This is a genomic window from Paenibacillus sp. YN15 (genome assembly GCF_003285005.1).
Lineage (GTDB): Bacteria > Bacillota > Bacilli > Paenibacillales > NBRC-103111 > Paenibacillus_AR.
Genome location: NZ_QMFA01000021.1, coordinates 46719 through 61459, shown reverse-complemented (window position 1 = coordinate 61459; position 14741 = coordinate 46719). Strand labels below are relative to the sequence as shown.

Here is a 14741-nt window from a genome sequence, read left to right as displayed (position 1 = left end):
GTATATCACGAACAAAATCAGGATCGTATTATGACTTTCCCTCCAGTATTAAGATTGCATTAAGATTGGAAGGCATACATGCCGGAGCGCAAAAAAAGCCGACTCCGGCGGGTATAAACCCACCGGAATCAGCTTTAGTCACACAGCTTAAATGGCCGTTGCTTTCACTTTCAACACCCGCATGGCGTTCAACACAGCCAGAAGGGTCACACCCACGTCGGAGAAAACGGCTTCCCACATGGTGGCGATGCCGAATGCGCCCAGGAGCAGGAAGACTCCCTTGATCGCCAGCGCAAACAGGATGTTCTGCCATACGATCCGCCGCGTCGCTTTGGCAATATGAATGGCGGACGCCAGCTTGGAGGGTTCGTCGGTCATAATGACAATATCCGCCGCTTCGATAGCGGCATCGGAGCCCAAACCTCCCATTGCCACGCCCACATCGGCACGGGCCAGCACCGGCGTGTCGTTGATGCCGTCGCCCACAAAGACGATTTTTTCCTTGGCCGGTTTGGCCGCATCCAGCTTCTCCAGTGCCTCTACCTTATGCTGGGGCAAGAGCTCCGCCCGGATTTCATCCACGCCAAGCTTGCGTCCAATATCCTCCGCCACTGCCTTATTGTCTCCTGTCAGCATTACAATCTTCTTGATGCCCAGCTTCTTCAAGGAGCGGATGGCCTTGATGGAATCGGGTTTGATCTCATCGGCTATTGCCAGATACCCTGCATATTGGCCGTCTGCCGCCACATGCACAATGGTGCCCAATTCAGCCGGAGCGGCGAAGGCAATCTGCTCCCGGCTCATCAGCTTGGCGTTGCCGGCCAGCACTGTTTTGCCGCTGTAAGTTACCTGAATGCCGTGTCCGGAGATTTCGTTGTAATCTGCCAGCTGCCCTTCATTCAGCTCCTGGCCGTACGCCTCCCGGATGGACTGGGCGATGGGATGGGTGGAGTGCAATTCGGCGTAAGCCGCGTAACGGAGCAGCTCCTCCTTGGACCATCCGTTGGCGGGAACAATGGCATTTACTTTAAATGAACCCTTGGTTAGGGTGCCCGTTTTGTCGAATACCACATATTTAACATCATTAAGAGCTTCCAGGTAGCTGCTTCCCTTCACTAATACGCCATTCTTGGAGGAAGCGCCGATACCGCCGAAGAAGCCCAACGGAATGGACACCACCAGAGCGCAGGGGCAGGAGATGACCAGGAACACCAGCGCCCTGTATACCCAATCCGAGAAGCTGGCCCCGCTGATCAGGAGCGGAGGAACCACAGCCAGAAGAAGGGCGAAGATCACCACAAAAGGAGTATAATAACGGGCAAATTTCGTAATGAAGTTCTCGGTGGGCGCTTTTTTGCTGCTGGCGTTCTCCACCAGATCGAGAATCTTGGCCACGGTGGATTCCCCGAACAGCTTCGACACCCGGACAGTCAATACGCCGTTCTTGTTGATAAACCCGCCCAGCACATCATCGCCGGGGGCTACCTCGCGGGGAACGGATTCGCCGGTAAGGGCCGATGTATCCATAGCGGAGAGGCCGTCTACAATCCTGCCGTCCAAGGGAACCCTCTCCCCCGGCCGGATCAGGATCAGATCGCCAATCTCCACATCCTCCGGGCTGACACGCCTGACCTCATCCCCCGCCTTTAGGTTGGCGTAATCGGGACGGATATCCATCAGGTCGCCGATGGATTTGCGGGAGCGGTTAACGGCAATGCTTTGGAACAGTTCCCCGATCTGATAGAACAGCATAACCGCCACACCCTCGGGATACTCCCCGATGACGAAGGCGCCTACGGTGGCAATGGACATCAGAAAAAATTCATCGAATACCCGGCCTCGGGCAATATTCTTCAGCGCCTTCAGCACAATGTCTCCGCCTACAATCAGATAGGAAACAATAAACAGCAGAAGCTCCGCCGCCGTCCCCAAGGACAACAGCATGGCGGCAGCCCCAACAGCGGTGCCGGCGATAAGGCGCAGGATCACGGTCCGCACCGCGTTTGCCCCGTGGTCATGGGAATGGTCGTGCCCGTCGTCCTCAGCATGGCTGCCGTAATCCTCCTCCGCCTCCGCACGGGAGCCGTGGCTGTGGCCATGGGCCTCCGCCTGCTCCAGCGCTTTTGCCGCAGCTGTTTCCTGGCAATGGTCTTCTCCGCAGCATTGGGCTTGCTCCACGCGCACATGCCGGTTCAGCTCCATTTTTTGCCGCGGCGCAGGCTTTTGGGCTTCCATGATCCGGATGCCCGGCTCCAAGGACAGCACCTTTTGACGGGCCTCCGCCATAATCTCCTCATCCCGTTCGGCGTCCAGCTCCATGGTCATGGTCTTATTGACGAAATTTACGGAGCAGGAGGAAATGCCCTCCAGCTTTTTCACACCGTTCTCAATCTTCAATGCGCAATTGGCGCAATCCAAACCTTCCAGTATAAGCTTCTTCTTCAAGGTCGGCGCAGTGGCTCCCATAGGATTCACTCCTCATATATGAACAGTTGCTCATGTGTTATTCATATTATACCCCCGGGTTTTTCCTGCGTCAATGAGAAAAATTCTTAATGGAGCATGCTCAAGAATGGGCGACTGCCGCGCCACTCCGTCCCTTCCGTCTCTGCACCAGCACCTGCTGTCTCTGCGCCGGTACCTACTATTCGGCCCGCTTGGAATAGCGGAACTCAGCGACTCTTAAAGCTGCTTTTTCGGCTTGTTTCCGCCATGACGGAACTGAGAAGCTCTTATTTCCCGCTGCAGCCTTATTTCCCCCTCCTTTTCGACGTCTAATGGATTTAACGGTTTCTCAGTTCCGCAATAAAACCAAATTCCCGTTTTTACCGCAATAAGGGTCGCTGAATTCCGTAACAGAATGCGTACACGATGAGGAAGGTTCTCCCCTCAACTGACTGCCCTGGTTAATGAAAAAAGCATGCCCCGAACAGGCATGCTTCATTTTCATTAAAGAGTGACAGTTTTCGTAGCAATGTTCTCCACAAATTCCCGGTCATGCTCCACAAATAGAATGGTCGGCCGATGCTCCAGCAGCAGCTCCTCTATTTGCATCCGGGAAATGACGTCAATAAAGTTCAGCGGCTCATCCCACACATGCAGGTGAACCTTTTCGCAGAGGCTTTTGGCGATGAGCACCTTCTTCTTCTGGCCTCCGCTGAAAGCGGACATCTCCTTTTCAAACTGGAGCCGGGAGAAAGCCAGCTTGCGCAGGATGGCCTTGAACAAGCTTTCGTCAATGCCGTGCTCCGCGGCATAATCCGTCAAGCTGCCCTGCAGATGGGAGGTATCCTGGGACACATAGGAGATTTTCAATTGGCTGCCGATTCTGCAGGTTCCCGTGTAAGAAGTGATGCTCCCGCCGCAAATCAGCTTAATGATGCTGGACTTGCCGGAGCCGTTTTTGCCAACCAGCGAAATCCGGTCCCCCTGCTCAATGGTAAAGCCGACATCCTCGCAAACCGTCTTGTCTCCATAATAAATCGACACATTCTCCAGCTCCGCCAGTTGGCCTTTATGATAGGGCAATTGGGCAATCTTCAGGCTTTCCGCGCTTTCAATGTTTTTCAGCAGCCTGGACTTCTCCTCGATGGCGGAATGCTGCCGCTGCTCCATGGATTTGGAGCGTTTCATCATTTTGGCGGCCTTATGCCCGACATAGCCTTTATCCACCTTGGAGCCGGAATTGCGGGTGCCGTTCTTCGTTTTTTCCACTTCATCGGACCAGTGGCTGGTCCGTTTAGCCGCCTCCGACAGACGTTTAATGTCCTTCTTCAGCTTATCGTTTTCCGCCAGCTCGAATTGGTCCTTACGCTCCTTGTTCTCCCACCAGTCGCTGAAATTCCCCCGTTGAACCTCAATATTGGTTTTGTTGATGGACAGGATATGATCCACACAATTGTCCAAAAAGGCCCGGTCATGGGAGACCAGGATGAAGCCGCTTTTGCCCCGCAAATAGTCGCTCACCAGCTTCCGCGCCGCCATATCCAGGTGGTTGGTGGGTTCATCAATCAGCAGGAAGCGGTTTTCCTTCAGGAACAAAGCGGCCAGCAGCACCTTGGTCTGCTCCCCGTTGGACAAGGATTGAAAGGGGCGGTATAAGGCTTCCTCGTCCACCTTCAGCAGGGTCAGCTCCCGCATAAGCTCCCAATGAACATAATCGGGAACAATGTCTGCGATCACATCCAGGGTATTGTTCTCCGGATGGGGTACCGGAAACGGGAAATACTCGAACTCCACACTGGCGGCAATATGGCCGCGGTATTCATATTTGCCCAGCAGCAGGTTCAAGAAGGTGGTTTTCCCCCTGCCGTTGCGCCCCGTGAACCCCAGCTTCCAGTCCGTGTCGATTTGAAAGCTCACATTCTCGAAAATATTGTCATAGCTGCCGTCATAACCAAAGGTCAGATCGGTAACCCGGATCATGGACATACGCATAACCTCCGCAAAAAAATATGAGCTGCAAGAAGGCACTCCTCCCGCAGCTCATACATATAAGCCAAGCCATACCCAAGAGCGCGGCGCATGACTAAGGTTATATATCCTGAGTGAAAAGAAGAAGAAGCAACCTTCTTGCAGAAAAAAGCGCAATAAAACAAGCGGCAACATCCGCTTACCCGTTTTAGTGGCTTCCATCTGAGCAAGAACATTACTTCCGCATCTTTTCACATCCAATCCGTTTGTTAAGTTGTACTATACCACAGCCTTTTTGAAAACTCAATTGACATCCGACTCATCCATCCCGCCCAGTAAATAAAGCTGGGTGCCGCCCCGGGGGATTTTCGCTTCAAAGCGCCGGTTCACAGCAGGAAAAGCGGCCGTTGGGGGGCCAAATAACGGATAGGCCTGCCGGACCGCAGGATCAGGCAGCAAGGCAGAACATGCCTCCCCGCTCTGCGCATGTATGCCGAACAAACGGCTGTTGGCATATACGGGATCATCCGTGTCCGCGGCGGAGAAAAAAAGGCCAATTTTTGCGAAATAACGGAACCAGGGTCCGCACGCACAATGAGACGCATGAAGTGGCCGGTCCATTTCTGATCGTATTCCGCTAGTAGCTGCCCGGTGCTTGTGCATTGCCAATACTTCCATTAGAAATTATTATGCCGCAAAAATGCGCATCAAGATTTGGAAAACGATACATCTCATTTGCGCAGTTGGCTGATTAGCACTTCCGGGGTGAGGAACCGGCGGAAGACCAGCAGCAGAACTACCGGCAGAAGCGCAATAACCGCACCCGCCTGGAGAAGAACCGGGTCCCCGTTCAGAGCCTGCGCCGCAGAACCGACGGCTATGGCATCCGTCTTGACGGCCATGGCGGCTGCTTTGAATCTCAGCAACGGAGGCATCAGGTTAGGGCTATTAATATATAGCAGCGAAGGGAAGGAAGAACTCCACAGGACTGCAAAATGGAGCGCCCAAAGTCCGATAAGCGGCTTCCATAACTTAGGAATAAACAAGCAGAAGAAGGAATGCAGCTCTCCTTTTCCCGCTGCCGCCGCTTCGTTCTTCAGGCTGGAGAAACGGCTGTTGAAGATGCTCTTCAGCACGAATATGGAGCTAATGGAGAAGAGCCCGCTTATCGCCGCGGGATAGATGGTATTCACCATCCCTGCGTTTTTGAAGAACAAATATTCATGAACCACCCCCGTCCCCATGACCATCACCGCCAGCAGCACTCCCTTGTACAATCCGCGTCCGGGCAGATCCTTCACAGTCAGCGGATACGCCAAAGTAACCGTAATCAGCAGACAAATACTCGCCGCAACCCAGTAGATCAAGCCATATTGGAGCATAAGCAGCTTGCCTGTAATATCCCATACACTCAGGCCGGCAGAGCTTGTGGCAGTGAATGGATAAATAAACAGGCCGTATAACGCCCCCAACAGAAACGCGGCATACAGCAGGGCAACGAATAAACCGGCGATATTCGTTTTCCCCCCGGATGGCACCATCTCATGCTTTTCCTTCATTCCGGTAAACAGATCTTCCTTGAAAAATCTCCGCACCAGCAGGTAGGCCGCAACCGTAAACATGAATTGCAGCGCAAATTGCAGCAGCCATAATGCCGACGAAAGGCCATAGTTAGCTTGCAGCATAGATGTCCGGTATTGAAAGGTTGCCAAGGTATCTCCCGTTTCCATCACCAGCGGGTTCAGCAGGCTGTGAAGCAGTTCAAAATCCGTTGCCAGCAGCGTAGACAGCTGCAGCAGCACGAAGGCAACCGCAACTCTGGCTGCGGGGATCAGGCGATGGTGAACCAAGTCGGCCCCGGTCATGGAAACGGCAGACTTGGCCTCCATGGCGGCAAGGGCCAGCAGCGCGGGGATGCCGCAGGTTTTAACCGCTTCCATCATCACCAGCAGAAGAGGAAACAGGCTCTTATCCAACAACGGAGATGCGGATATGCCAAGCCTGGCCATATTCCCGGCGGAGAAAGCGTGCTGCACAAGATAAGCCGCCACGGCCGAAGGGATAAAATAGGGGATGAGAAAAAGAGTGGCAAGACCATACCTCAGCCATCTTGACACAATGCCGCCAAGAGCCAGCGCCAGAGCTACAGCCAGAATGCCGCAGACCAGCATGTAAGTCAGCTTCAGGGCAAGCGTATTGGCAAGCACTGCGCGGAAGGCAGGAGTGCCGAACAAGGTGCGGAAATTGTCCCAGCCCGTCCAAGGACTGTCTGCGAGCCCCCTGAAGAGATTGTAATGGATAAACGGAAGCCGCAAGGCTGACAGGAATGGAACAATTTTAAATATAAAAATCAGTAACAGTCCGGGAAACGCGATGATATAGTGAAACTTGTACCGCCATATCCGCCTCATGATGCTTTGAGCTTGCACTTCCATCTCCATGAACCTGATCACATCCTGTTTATCGTTTCTACTTCTTTTTCAAAAAGAGCCACCAGTTCGAATCGAAGCCATCCAAGAAGATTTCCTGACACTCCTCGTTGACCCTCTCCACATATTGACATCATTGTACCAGAAATAAGCTCCGCTTGTATTGATCTGTTATGTTATGAACATAATTCCATGCGTTCATCAGCTTTCGATGCTTTCGATGATCGGCGGGCAGCAGAAACGTGTAAAAAGCTTGATGAAAGGACTTTTTCGTCCAGTCATCAAGCTTTTTTGTGTTTGGCAAATGAGGCTACAAGGCCTGCTTGCGGAATATGTCCTGCTTGTCTGCCGGTTTTACGGGAATCCGGACATGCAGCGCATCTGCGCCGGCTCCCAGAACGCCGCTGATGTCCCCCTCCTTCTGCTGCCACTGTACGTCCGGCCCTCCGGCCAGTTGGTCAGCCTCGCCCAGGCTCAAATGAAACAGGAAGGCGGCCTCTTCCATGGCATGGAAATCGATAAGCTCGGCTTCGCCGGAATAAAGCACCGCATCAATCGCCCATATGCCCTGCTCCTCCACCGCCTCCAGGCGGACGGCCCCGCCGCCCCACTTGGCGGCCGCCAGCTCCAGCCGGAGAGCCAGTCCGGTCCCGGGAAATTCCGCCCGGGCCGCCCCGTCCTCCGCAATGGCGATCAGCGGAGCCTGGCCCTTGGCGCCAATCTCCAGCCGCACCCGCAGATCCGCAGCCGTAATTTTGCCGTGGCAAAGATTCAGATTGGGATGGGTATCCCCTCCGTCCAAGGCGAAGCAAATCCCGAACAAGGCCTCGCCCCGGCGCTGCTGTCCCGCATATATGGCCGAGCAGTAATCGTAGCCGTCATGCAGGACGCGGAGCCGGGCATAGAAGCTGTCCCGCGGGGAATGGCCCAAAAAAGCCAGCAAATTGCGGGTCTGGTTCCACATGATCCCATGATTGAAGGAACCCATGGACCAAGAAGGAGTCATATACGTGTAGGCGGTTCTTGTTCCGAACTCATCGGTTGCAGGCAGCTGGGCTTGAAGCTCCCGGGTATCCCCAGTCCCGAAGAACGGAAGCAGATGCTCGGGACAATGAATTTCATTGCCGTACCATTCCGTATTGTACGTGAATTCCTCTTCCGGAATAAGCGGCAGCCGCCCTTGAAGAGCCATATGCAAAAAGGAGAGCCGGTTGGAAGACAAGAAGGTATCGTAAGAGCGGGCATGCGGACCGGACCATTCCATAGTGGACGGGTGAAAATGCTCCGCCGTCATCGTCCAGGTCAGCTCCAGCAGCTCCTCGGCCAGCTTCCGCGCCTCCTTATCCTGCATATGACTGACCAGACCGGACAGCTCGATCAAACAGACAGAGCCATAGGCGGGACTATTGTACTCCAGGAAGGTGCCGGTTTTCATCGTATACCCGTGAACCCGCTGCAGCCGGTTGACTCCATATTCCTTGAACCGGGAATTGCCCAGAACCTCGCCGCCCACAAGGGTAACGAAGGTGCCCATAATGGCAATATTGGTATATTCCGGTCCCACGTTGCGGCGGATAATCGCCTCGCAGCTATGGGAGAGAGCGTCCTCCACCTTCCGTTTCAGCTCCGCGGGCAAGCGCGTTTTATGACGGGCCAAAACCAGCATAAGACGCTTGCCGATAAAGTCCGCCCAGTTCCAGTCGGGAGGGGACATCTGCTCCAGCGGCTCCTCCCAAAACCAGGACCAAATGCCGTAGGTGGCAGACTCGGGGTTCTGGTCCTGCTTGTCGATTACAGCCTGCAAAACATCATAGGCCCGCTGTTGGTAAGCCGGGTCCTGATCATCCAGCAGCGCAAGGGCGTAATTCATGGCCTGCAGAAACGGATGGACAAAATCCGCCTGTTTGATTGTTGTATGATAGCCCGGGCTGGAGAAGGGACATTGGAGCAGCCGGTTATCGGGATTATACCGGCTGTGCATCTTCTGAAGCGCCTGCTTGAAGTGGCCGGTCCATTTCTGATCGTATTCCGCCAGGGGGTTGCCTGGTGCTTGTGCCATTGCCATTACCTCCTATTTTGCGGCCTGGGTTTTGCGCGTTGATCTGTTATTATCCTGCCGCTTATGAGAAAGCATAGCAAAGGCTCCCTTTGCCGGATACTGACAAGTTCTTAATCGGGTACAACTTTTTAGGTTTCGGATGTCACTTTTTTTGCGGTGGTCGCATTTTTTGGGGAATGGCCGCCAGAATATACGTAATTATTACGAATACCTTCTTAGCTGCAGCTTAAGCAAATATAGACCATCCCAATTCCCGGCTTCCAACGCCCCCTGGCAATTCTCAAGAATATGTTGACAAGTCATTAGGCCCAAGCCCGTGCTTAAGGAAGGGTCTATATGACTTTTTGCTTTATTCTGATAAGAAATAATCAGATGATCTCCCTCATGCTTCGTCTCAATAAGAACCGGCTCATTTTTATCGGCATACTTCAAAATATTAGAAATGACATTGTCCAATACACGCTGCAACAGCTCCTTTCCAATTGGAACATGATAATTGGCTTGACGAGCTAAGGAGGTTTTCACTGCCATTCCTTCCGATTCAAGAAGAAATACTCCGTCCAAAATCATATTTTCAATGGACAAGCCGTCAATACGACTCTCCTTGTCTGCCATCGCCTCCTGCTGTCCGGAAATAACGAAGTGCTCAAATAGATGATTGATCAAGGCTTTCAGCTGATTGGCCTTTTCTGCGCTTTTCAGAAGGTACTGCCTTAGCTTCTCCTCGTCTGCAGTCCTTTTATTGATAAGAATATCCAGATAGCCGATCATGGCAGCCAGAGGAGTCCGAATATCATGGGATATGGTGGAGGCAAATTTTCTGCTGAGATCATGCATCTGATTTTGGGCCTGAACCTGCTGGATAAACACCTTGCGCATGTCGTCAATGTTTCGGGCCAGCGACGATATTTCATCATTGCCTCTGGTCTCAATGGGAAAATGAAACATTCCCCCTTGCATTAATTGCACCTGCTGCTCCAAATGAAGAATATGGGAGGTTTTTCGGTGCACAAAAAATAGCACAATAAACAGAAACACCCCAAAGAAGACCAGAAGATTTCCCACAAGCGCCCGATCATAATCATGGTGCTTCAGATATACGGTCAAATCCATGTGGACATCGGCATCCTTTAAATGAATGGGATACAAGGTCTGCCAAAGAAGAGGTTTTCTCTGTATGCCGCTGCTCATGGTTCCGGCCAGATACGATATGGTCGAATCATAAATGAGATTGTCCTTGTCATACAAGGTGATGGTTGTGATTTTATCCCGGTCCATCCATTTGGCCACCTTGTAAAAATGATTCAGGCCGATATCATGCTCCGCAATATATGCTTGAATGGCTTCCACCTCCCGCTTCATCTGCGCTTGTACATATTCGGAATCCATGTACCTGCCCTCAATCATTTGGGCAGAAATATGCTCAAGCAGCATGAAAACGGCACCTGCGCACAAAAAAGCAAAAATGACGCATAATCCCAATTTTCGGACGAGCCATTTTTTAAACAATCTGATACCCCCTGCCCCACACGGTAATGATGAACCTGGGTTCCTTTGGATTGTGTTCGATCTGTTGACGCAAATTTTTAATATGTGCAACCACTGTATTGTTGGAAACAGGCAAAAAGGGCTCCTGCCAGATGCTTTCGTAAAGCTCCTGAGCGGATAATATCCTGCCGCGATTCGTTGCCAAATAGACCAGCAGCTTGTATTCCATATGACGCAGAGATACGGGTCTGTTGGCAATCCAAACCTCACCCGAGGTTGGGTGGATCAACAACTCACGGATGCGGATAATCTCGGATTTCGGGTTCTGATCCTTGCCCTGATATACGGAATACCGGCGAAGCAGTGCTTTTACTCTGGCTATCAGTTCAATTGGAGAAAAGGGCTTCAGCAAATAATCGTCTCCCCCTACAGACAGTCCCCTCTCCTTGTCCTCAATATGGGATTTTGCCGAGAGGAACAGGATAGGCGCAGTAGTTGCTTTCCGGATATCCTGGCAGATCTCGAATCCCGATTTTCCCGGCATCATAATATCGAGTATGATCAAATCTATATCATGGTTAATGTCCAATAGACGAAGAGCATGTTCCCCGCTTTCGGCAGTATGAACCTCATACCCTTCGCTGTTAAGCACAACCTCTATGACCTCGCGAATATCCTCACTGTCGTCCACCACCAAAATTTTGCCGCTCATCCGCTTACCACCCGATCCTTTTTCAATACATTTTAACAAGCAATCTATAAAACTCCAAGAATAGCGGGGCCCGTTATTTATGAAATATTATGAAATCAAGCTAAAAGCTCTTGTTATTATCGATTGCCTCCATATATACTTGGCACTGCAGCTGGCTGCTTATATTGATAAAAAATATTAGGAGATAGGAGGTTTTACTATGAAAAAGTTATTCACGCTGATGCTGGCATGCGCCCTGCTTATTATGACAGGCTGCCAGTCATCCGATCACTCTTCAGAGAGCAGCGGCCAAGAAACCCAGAAAAAAGACGAGCTGGTGCTGGCCGTAGGAAAAACCGATGTAGGACAATTCGATCCCAAAAAGGGTTGGGGAACCCATGCCCAGATTCGGCTGACCCATAGCTCCCTGTTAACCATTGATTCAGAGCTTAACTTCATCGGCGATCTTGCCAAATCTTATAAAATTAGTGATGATGCCCTTACCTGGACCTTTCCCCTGCGTGAGGATGTCAAGTTTTCCAACGGCGAGCCGGTCACTGCCGAGGATGTCAAGTTTACATACGAGATGCTCAAGGATGACGGTGTAAAGTTTGATTTGTCCTTTATCCACTCAATCAGCATTTCCGACGGAAACACAATCATTTTCCATCTGAAGGAACCGCGTTCTACCTTCGTCAGCCAGCTTACAGAGATCGGGATTGTCCCCAAGGCTTATTATGATGATAATTATTCCAGCAATCCTATTGGCTCCGGACCGTACAAGGTGGTTCAATACAACGATGGCCAGCAAATTATTATGGAATACAATCCATACTGGTATGGAACAACCCCCCAATTCAAAAAACTCACCTTCCTGCTGCTGGAAGAGGACGCTGCCCTTGCCTCCGCCAAAGCCGGAATAGCGGATATTGTCTATGTGCCGCCCACCTTTGCCGGACAAACAGTAAAGGGAATGACCCTCCGCTCCTTCGAGAGCATCGATTCCCGCGGAATTATGCTTCCAACAAAGCCCAGTGGCGGAAAAGGCATGACCAATGGCAAGGAAGTAGACACCGGCAATGATGTGACCAGTGATGCTGCAATACGCAGAGCTCTTAATATCGGATTAGACCGCCAGAAGCTTTTGGATGTATCGCTTAACGGCTTTGGCAAAAAGGCCTTTTCCCTGTGCGACAATCTGCCCTGGTTCAATGAAAAGACCGTTATTAAGGACGGCGACATCGAGGCTGCCCAAAAAATCCTTGCTGAAGGCGGTTGGGCTGACTCGAACCAAGACGGAATCGTTGAAAAAAATGGGCGCAAGGCTGAGTTCTCCATGTACTTCAGTTCCAGTGACCAATTGCGCAGCGATCTTTCTCTCGCTGTTGCCGATCAGGCAAGCGCCTTCGGCATAAAGATTAATCTCATCGGAGCCACATGGGACGAGATATACCTCAAGGGCAAAACTGCAGCGGTAGCCTGGGGCGGCGGCAGACATCATCCCCATCAGCTGTATACCATGAATTCTTCCGAAGTAATCAATACAGGCTACAACAATATGTCTAATTATGAGAATCCCAAGGTAGATGAATATTTGAGACGGGCGATAACAGCCTCCACTCAGGAGGAAGCCAATAAATATTGGAAGCTGGCGCAATGGGACGGCAATACCGGCTTCAGTGGCATCGGAGATGCGCCGATTGTTTGGCTTTTGCGCGTTGACCATTTGTACCTGACAAAAGACGGGCTGGATCTGGGCAAGCAACCGGTGCATTCGCACGGCCATGAATGGGCACTATTCGGAAATATCACGGAATGGACAATGGAATAAAGGAAGGGAGAATCGGCGATGGCCGGAAAAATTGCAATCCGGATAATCCGGGTAGTAACCCTGCTGATTGGATTATCACTTCTTACCTTCTCCCTGATTTATATGTCTCCAATGGACCCGATCAATGCCTACGTCGGTGCGGACAGCTCCGCCTCCCCGGAGCAGCTTGCAAAAATCAAGGAGTATTGGGGCGTTGACAAAAGCCCTGTTGAGCAGTATTTCTCCTGGGCCAAATCCCTGCTGCAGGGCAATTTCGGAATTTCCAAGCTATACCGAAGTCCGGTAATGGACATTATCAAGAGCCGCTTTATGACCTCTCTCGCATTGATGGGAGCAGCCTGGATTTTCTCGGGAATGGTTGGTTATTTTCTGGGGGCATTGGCTGCCATGAATAGGGGAAAATGGATTGACAGAATCATCAAATGGTACAGCTATACCTTGGTTTCCACGCCGGTCTTTTGGCTGGGATTGATTCTTTTGATTATATTTGCCGTATGGCTCAAGTGGTTCCCTGTTGGTCTTGCCGCGCCGCCCGGCGTACGGGAGAGCGAGGTAGCGTTTATGGACCGTGTGAGGCACTTTGTTCTGCCTGCGTTGTCCCTGAGCATCTTGGGGATTGCCAATGTGGCTATGCATACCCGCGAAAAAATGATCGACATCCTAAATTCGGAGTATGTTGTTTTCGCTAAAGCCCGTGGCGAAGGCAGATGGGCAATTTTTGCAAACCATGGCTTCCGCAACTCCATCATTCCCGCAATTTCCCTGCAATTTGCCTATTTTGGGGAGCTCTTCGGAGGCTCCGTACTGGCCGAGAAGGTGTTTGCCTATCCCGGACTGGGAAGCACGCTGACCACAGCCGGACTAAAGGGAGACCTTCCTCTTCTTATGGGCATTATCCTGATCAGCTCACTGTTTGTTTTTGCCGGAAATTTGATGGCAGACATTCTAAATACCTTGGTAGATCCCCGAATCAAGGAGGGAGCATGAGATGCATAAAGAGCTGGAAGGGCCCAATGCAAGAAAGAGAATGATGGGGTTTGTGGCATTTTCCTCCCTCCTCATCGTGGCCATCCTGATTCTCAGCTTTCTGTTAAGCGACAGCAATCTTCGATTGAACGCCGCCAGCAGGAATCTGCCGCCCAGCTTCAATCATTGGTTCGGTACGGACTGGCTTGGCCGGGATATGTTTACGCGGACAATCAAAGGGCTGCGTCTGTCCCTTGCAGTCGGTGCTTTTGCCTCCCTTATAAGCGTATTTGTTGCAACCATTATGGGGATATGCGCCGCCACCTTTGGCAAAACGGTTGACGCCATCGTTTCATGGATCATTGATTTGTTCATCGGCATGCCGCATCTCGTCTTCATGGTATTAATCTGCTTTATTGCAGGCGGCGGAATACACGGGATTGTATGGGGAGTTTCTCTGACTCACTGGACCTCATTGGCAAGAGTTGTGCGATCCGAGGTGCTCCAAATCAAAAACGCGGAATACATCCAAATTTCCAAAAGCTATGGAAAATCAGCCTGGTTTATCGCCAACAAACATATCCTCCCTGCTGTTTTTCCGCAAATTATGATCGGGTTCCTGCTTATGTTTCCCCATGTCATTTTGCATGAGGCGGCACTAACCTTTCTGGGCTTCGGGCTTTCACCGCAAACCCCTGCCGTCGGCATCATCCTCTCCGAAGCTATGAACCATATTTCTACCGGTAAATGGTGGCTGGTGCTTTTCCCCGGTTTGCTGCTCATTATTGTGATTAAGAGCTTCGATAATATCGGCGAGCAGCTTCGCATACTGATGGAACCCGCCAGTTCTCATGAATAGGAGGC

9 protein-coding genes are annotated in these 14741 nt (G+C 51.5%); 3 read left to right on the top strand and 6 right to left on the bottom strand.

The genetic code is table 11. The features are described 5' to 3' along the window. Nucleotides 1–147: 147 nt before the first annotated feature. The 6 genes from DQG13_RS17265 to DQG13_RS17240 all read right to left on the bottom strand — a co-directional run bounded on the left by DQG13_RS17265 (nt 148) and on the right by DQG13_RS17240 (nt 11101). Nucleotides 148–2466, bottom strand: a complete 2319-nt coding sequence (locus tag DQG13_RS17265; protein ID WP_113021030.1) for a heavy metal translocating P-type ATPase — start codon at nt 2464–2466, stop codon at nt 148–150. A gap of 483 nt (nt 2467–2949) precedes the next feature. Beyond that, the gene (locus tag DQG13_RS17260) at nt 2950–4431 is read right to left on the bottom strand and encodes an Lsa family ABC-F type ribosomal protection protein (protein ID WP_113021029.1); all 1482 of its coding nucleotides are present in this window, start codon (nt 4429–4431) and stop codon (nt 2950–2952) included. Between the two features lie 713 nt (nt 4432–5144). Further along, on the bottom strand, nt 5145–6854 hold the full coding sequence (locus tag DQG13_RS17255; protein ID WP_113021028.1) for a hypothetical protein: 1710 nt from the start codon (nt 6852–6854) through the stop codon (nt 5145–5147). 298 nt (nt 6855–7152) lie between these two features. After that, on the bottom strand, nt 7153–8901 hold the full coding sequence (locus tag DQG13_RS17250; protein ID WP_113021027.1) for a hypothetical protein: 1749 nt from the start codon (nt 8899–8901) through the stop codon (nt 7153–7155). A gap of 201 nt (nt 8902–9102) precedes the next feature. Beyond that, complete coding sequence (locus DQG13_RS17245) at nt 9103–10335, bottom strand: sensor histidine kinase (protein WP_113021026.1); 1233 nt, start codon at nt 10333–10335, stop codon at nt 9103–9105. Nucleotides 10336–10402: 67 nt separating this feature from the next. Beyond that, complete coding sequence (locus tag DQG13_RS17240; protein ID WP_113021025.1) at nt 10403–11101, bottom strand: response regulator transcription factor; 699 nt, start codon at nt 11099–11101, stop codon at nt 10403–10405. Nucleotides 11102–11300: 199 nt separating this feature from the next. Between DQG13_RS17240 and DQG13_RS17235 the strand changes: the two genes are divergently transcribed. The 3 genes from DQG13_RS17235 to DQG13_RS17225 are packed head-to-tail and all read left to right on the top strand — an operon-like array spanning nt 11301 to nt 14736. Next, complete coding sequence (locus DQG13_RS17235) at nt 11301–12911, top strand: ABC transporter substrate-binding protein (RefSeq protein WP_113021024.1); 1611 nt, start codon at nt 11301–11303, stop codon at nt 12909–12911. Between the two features lie 18 nt (nt 12912–12929). Then, nucleotides 12930–13898 (top strand): ABC transporter permease, encoded by a 969-nt coding sequence (locus DQG13_RS17230; protein WP_113021023.1) that lies wholly within the window; start codon nt 12930–12932, stop codon nt 13896–13898. A gap of 1 nt (nt 13899) precedes the next feature. Then, nucleotides 13900–14736: an ABC transporter permease gene (locus DQG13_RS17225; RefSeq protein ID WP_113021022.1), complete on the top strand. Its 837-nt coding sequence runs from the start codon at nt 13900–13902 to the stop codon at nt 14734–14736. Nucleotides 14737–14741: the final 5 nt, after the last annotated feature.

What these genes read in the sequence shown, in the direction of transcription:
- DQG13_RS17260 (WP_113021029.1), bottom strand. Translation starts at nt 4,431, where the DNA reads ATGTCCATGATCCGGGTTACCGATCTGACCTTTGGTTATGACGGCAGC.
- DQG13_RS17245 (WP_113021026.1), bottom strand. Translation starts at nt 10,335, where the DNA reads ATGCTGCTTGAGCATATTTCTGCCCAAATGATTGAGGGCAGGTACATG.
- DQG13_RS17235 (WP_113021024.1), top strand. Translation starts at nt 11,301, where the DNA reads ATGAAAAAGTTATTCACGCTGATGCTGGCATGCGCCCTGCTTATTATG.
- DQG13_RS17230 (WP_113021023.1), top strand. Translation starts at nt 12,930, where the DNA reads ATGGCCGGAAAAATTGCAATCCGGATAATCCGGGTAGTAACCCTGCTG.
- DQG13_RS17225 (WP_113021022.1), top strand. Translation starts at nt 13,900, where the DNA reads ATGCATAAAGAGCTGGAAGGGCCCAATGCAAGAAAGAGAATGATGGGG.
- DQG13_RS17250 (WP_113021027.1), bottom strand. Translation starts at nt 8,901, where the DNA reads ATGGCACAAGCACCAGGCAACCCCCTGGCGGAATACGATCAGAAATGG.
- DQG13_RS17265 (WP_113021030.1), bottom strand. Translation starts at nt 2,466, where the DNA reads ATGGGAGCCACTGCGCCGACCTTGAAGAAGAAGCTTATACTGGAAGGT.
- DQG13_RS17240 (WP_113021025.1), bottom strand. Translation starts at nt 11,101, where the DNA reads ATGAGCGGCAAAATTTTGGTGGTGGACGACAGTGAGGATATTCGCGAG.
- DQG13_RS17255 (WP_113021028.1), bottom strand. Translation starts at nt 6,854, where the DNA reads ATGGAGATGGAAGTGCAAGCTCAAAGCATCATGAGGCGGATATGGCGG.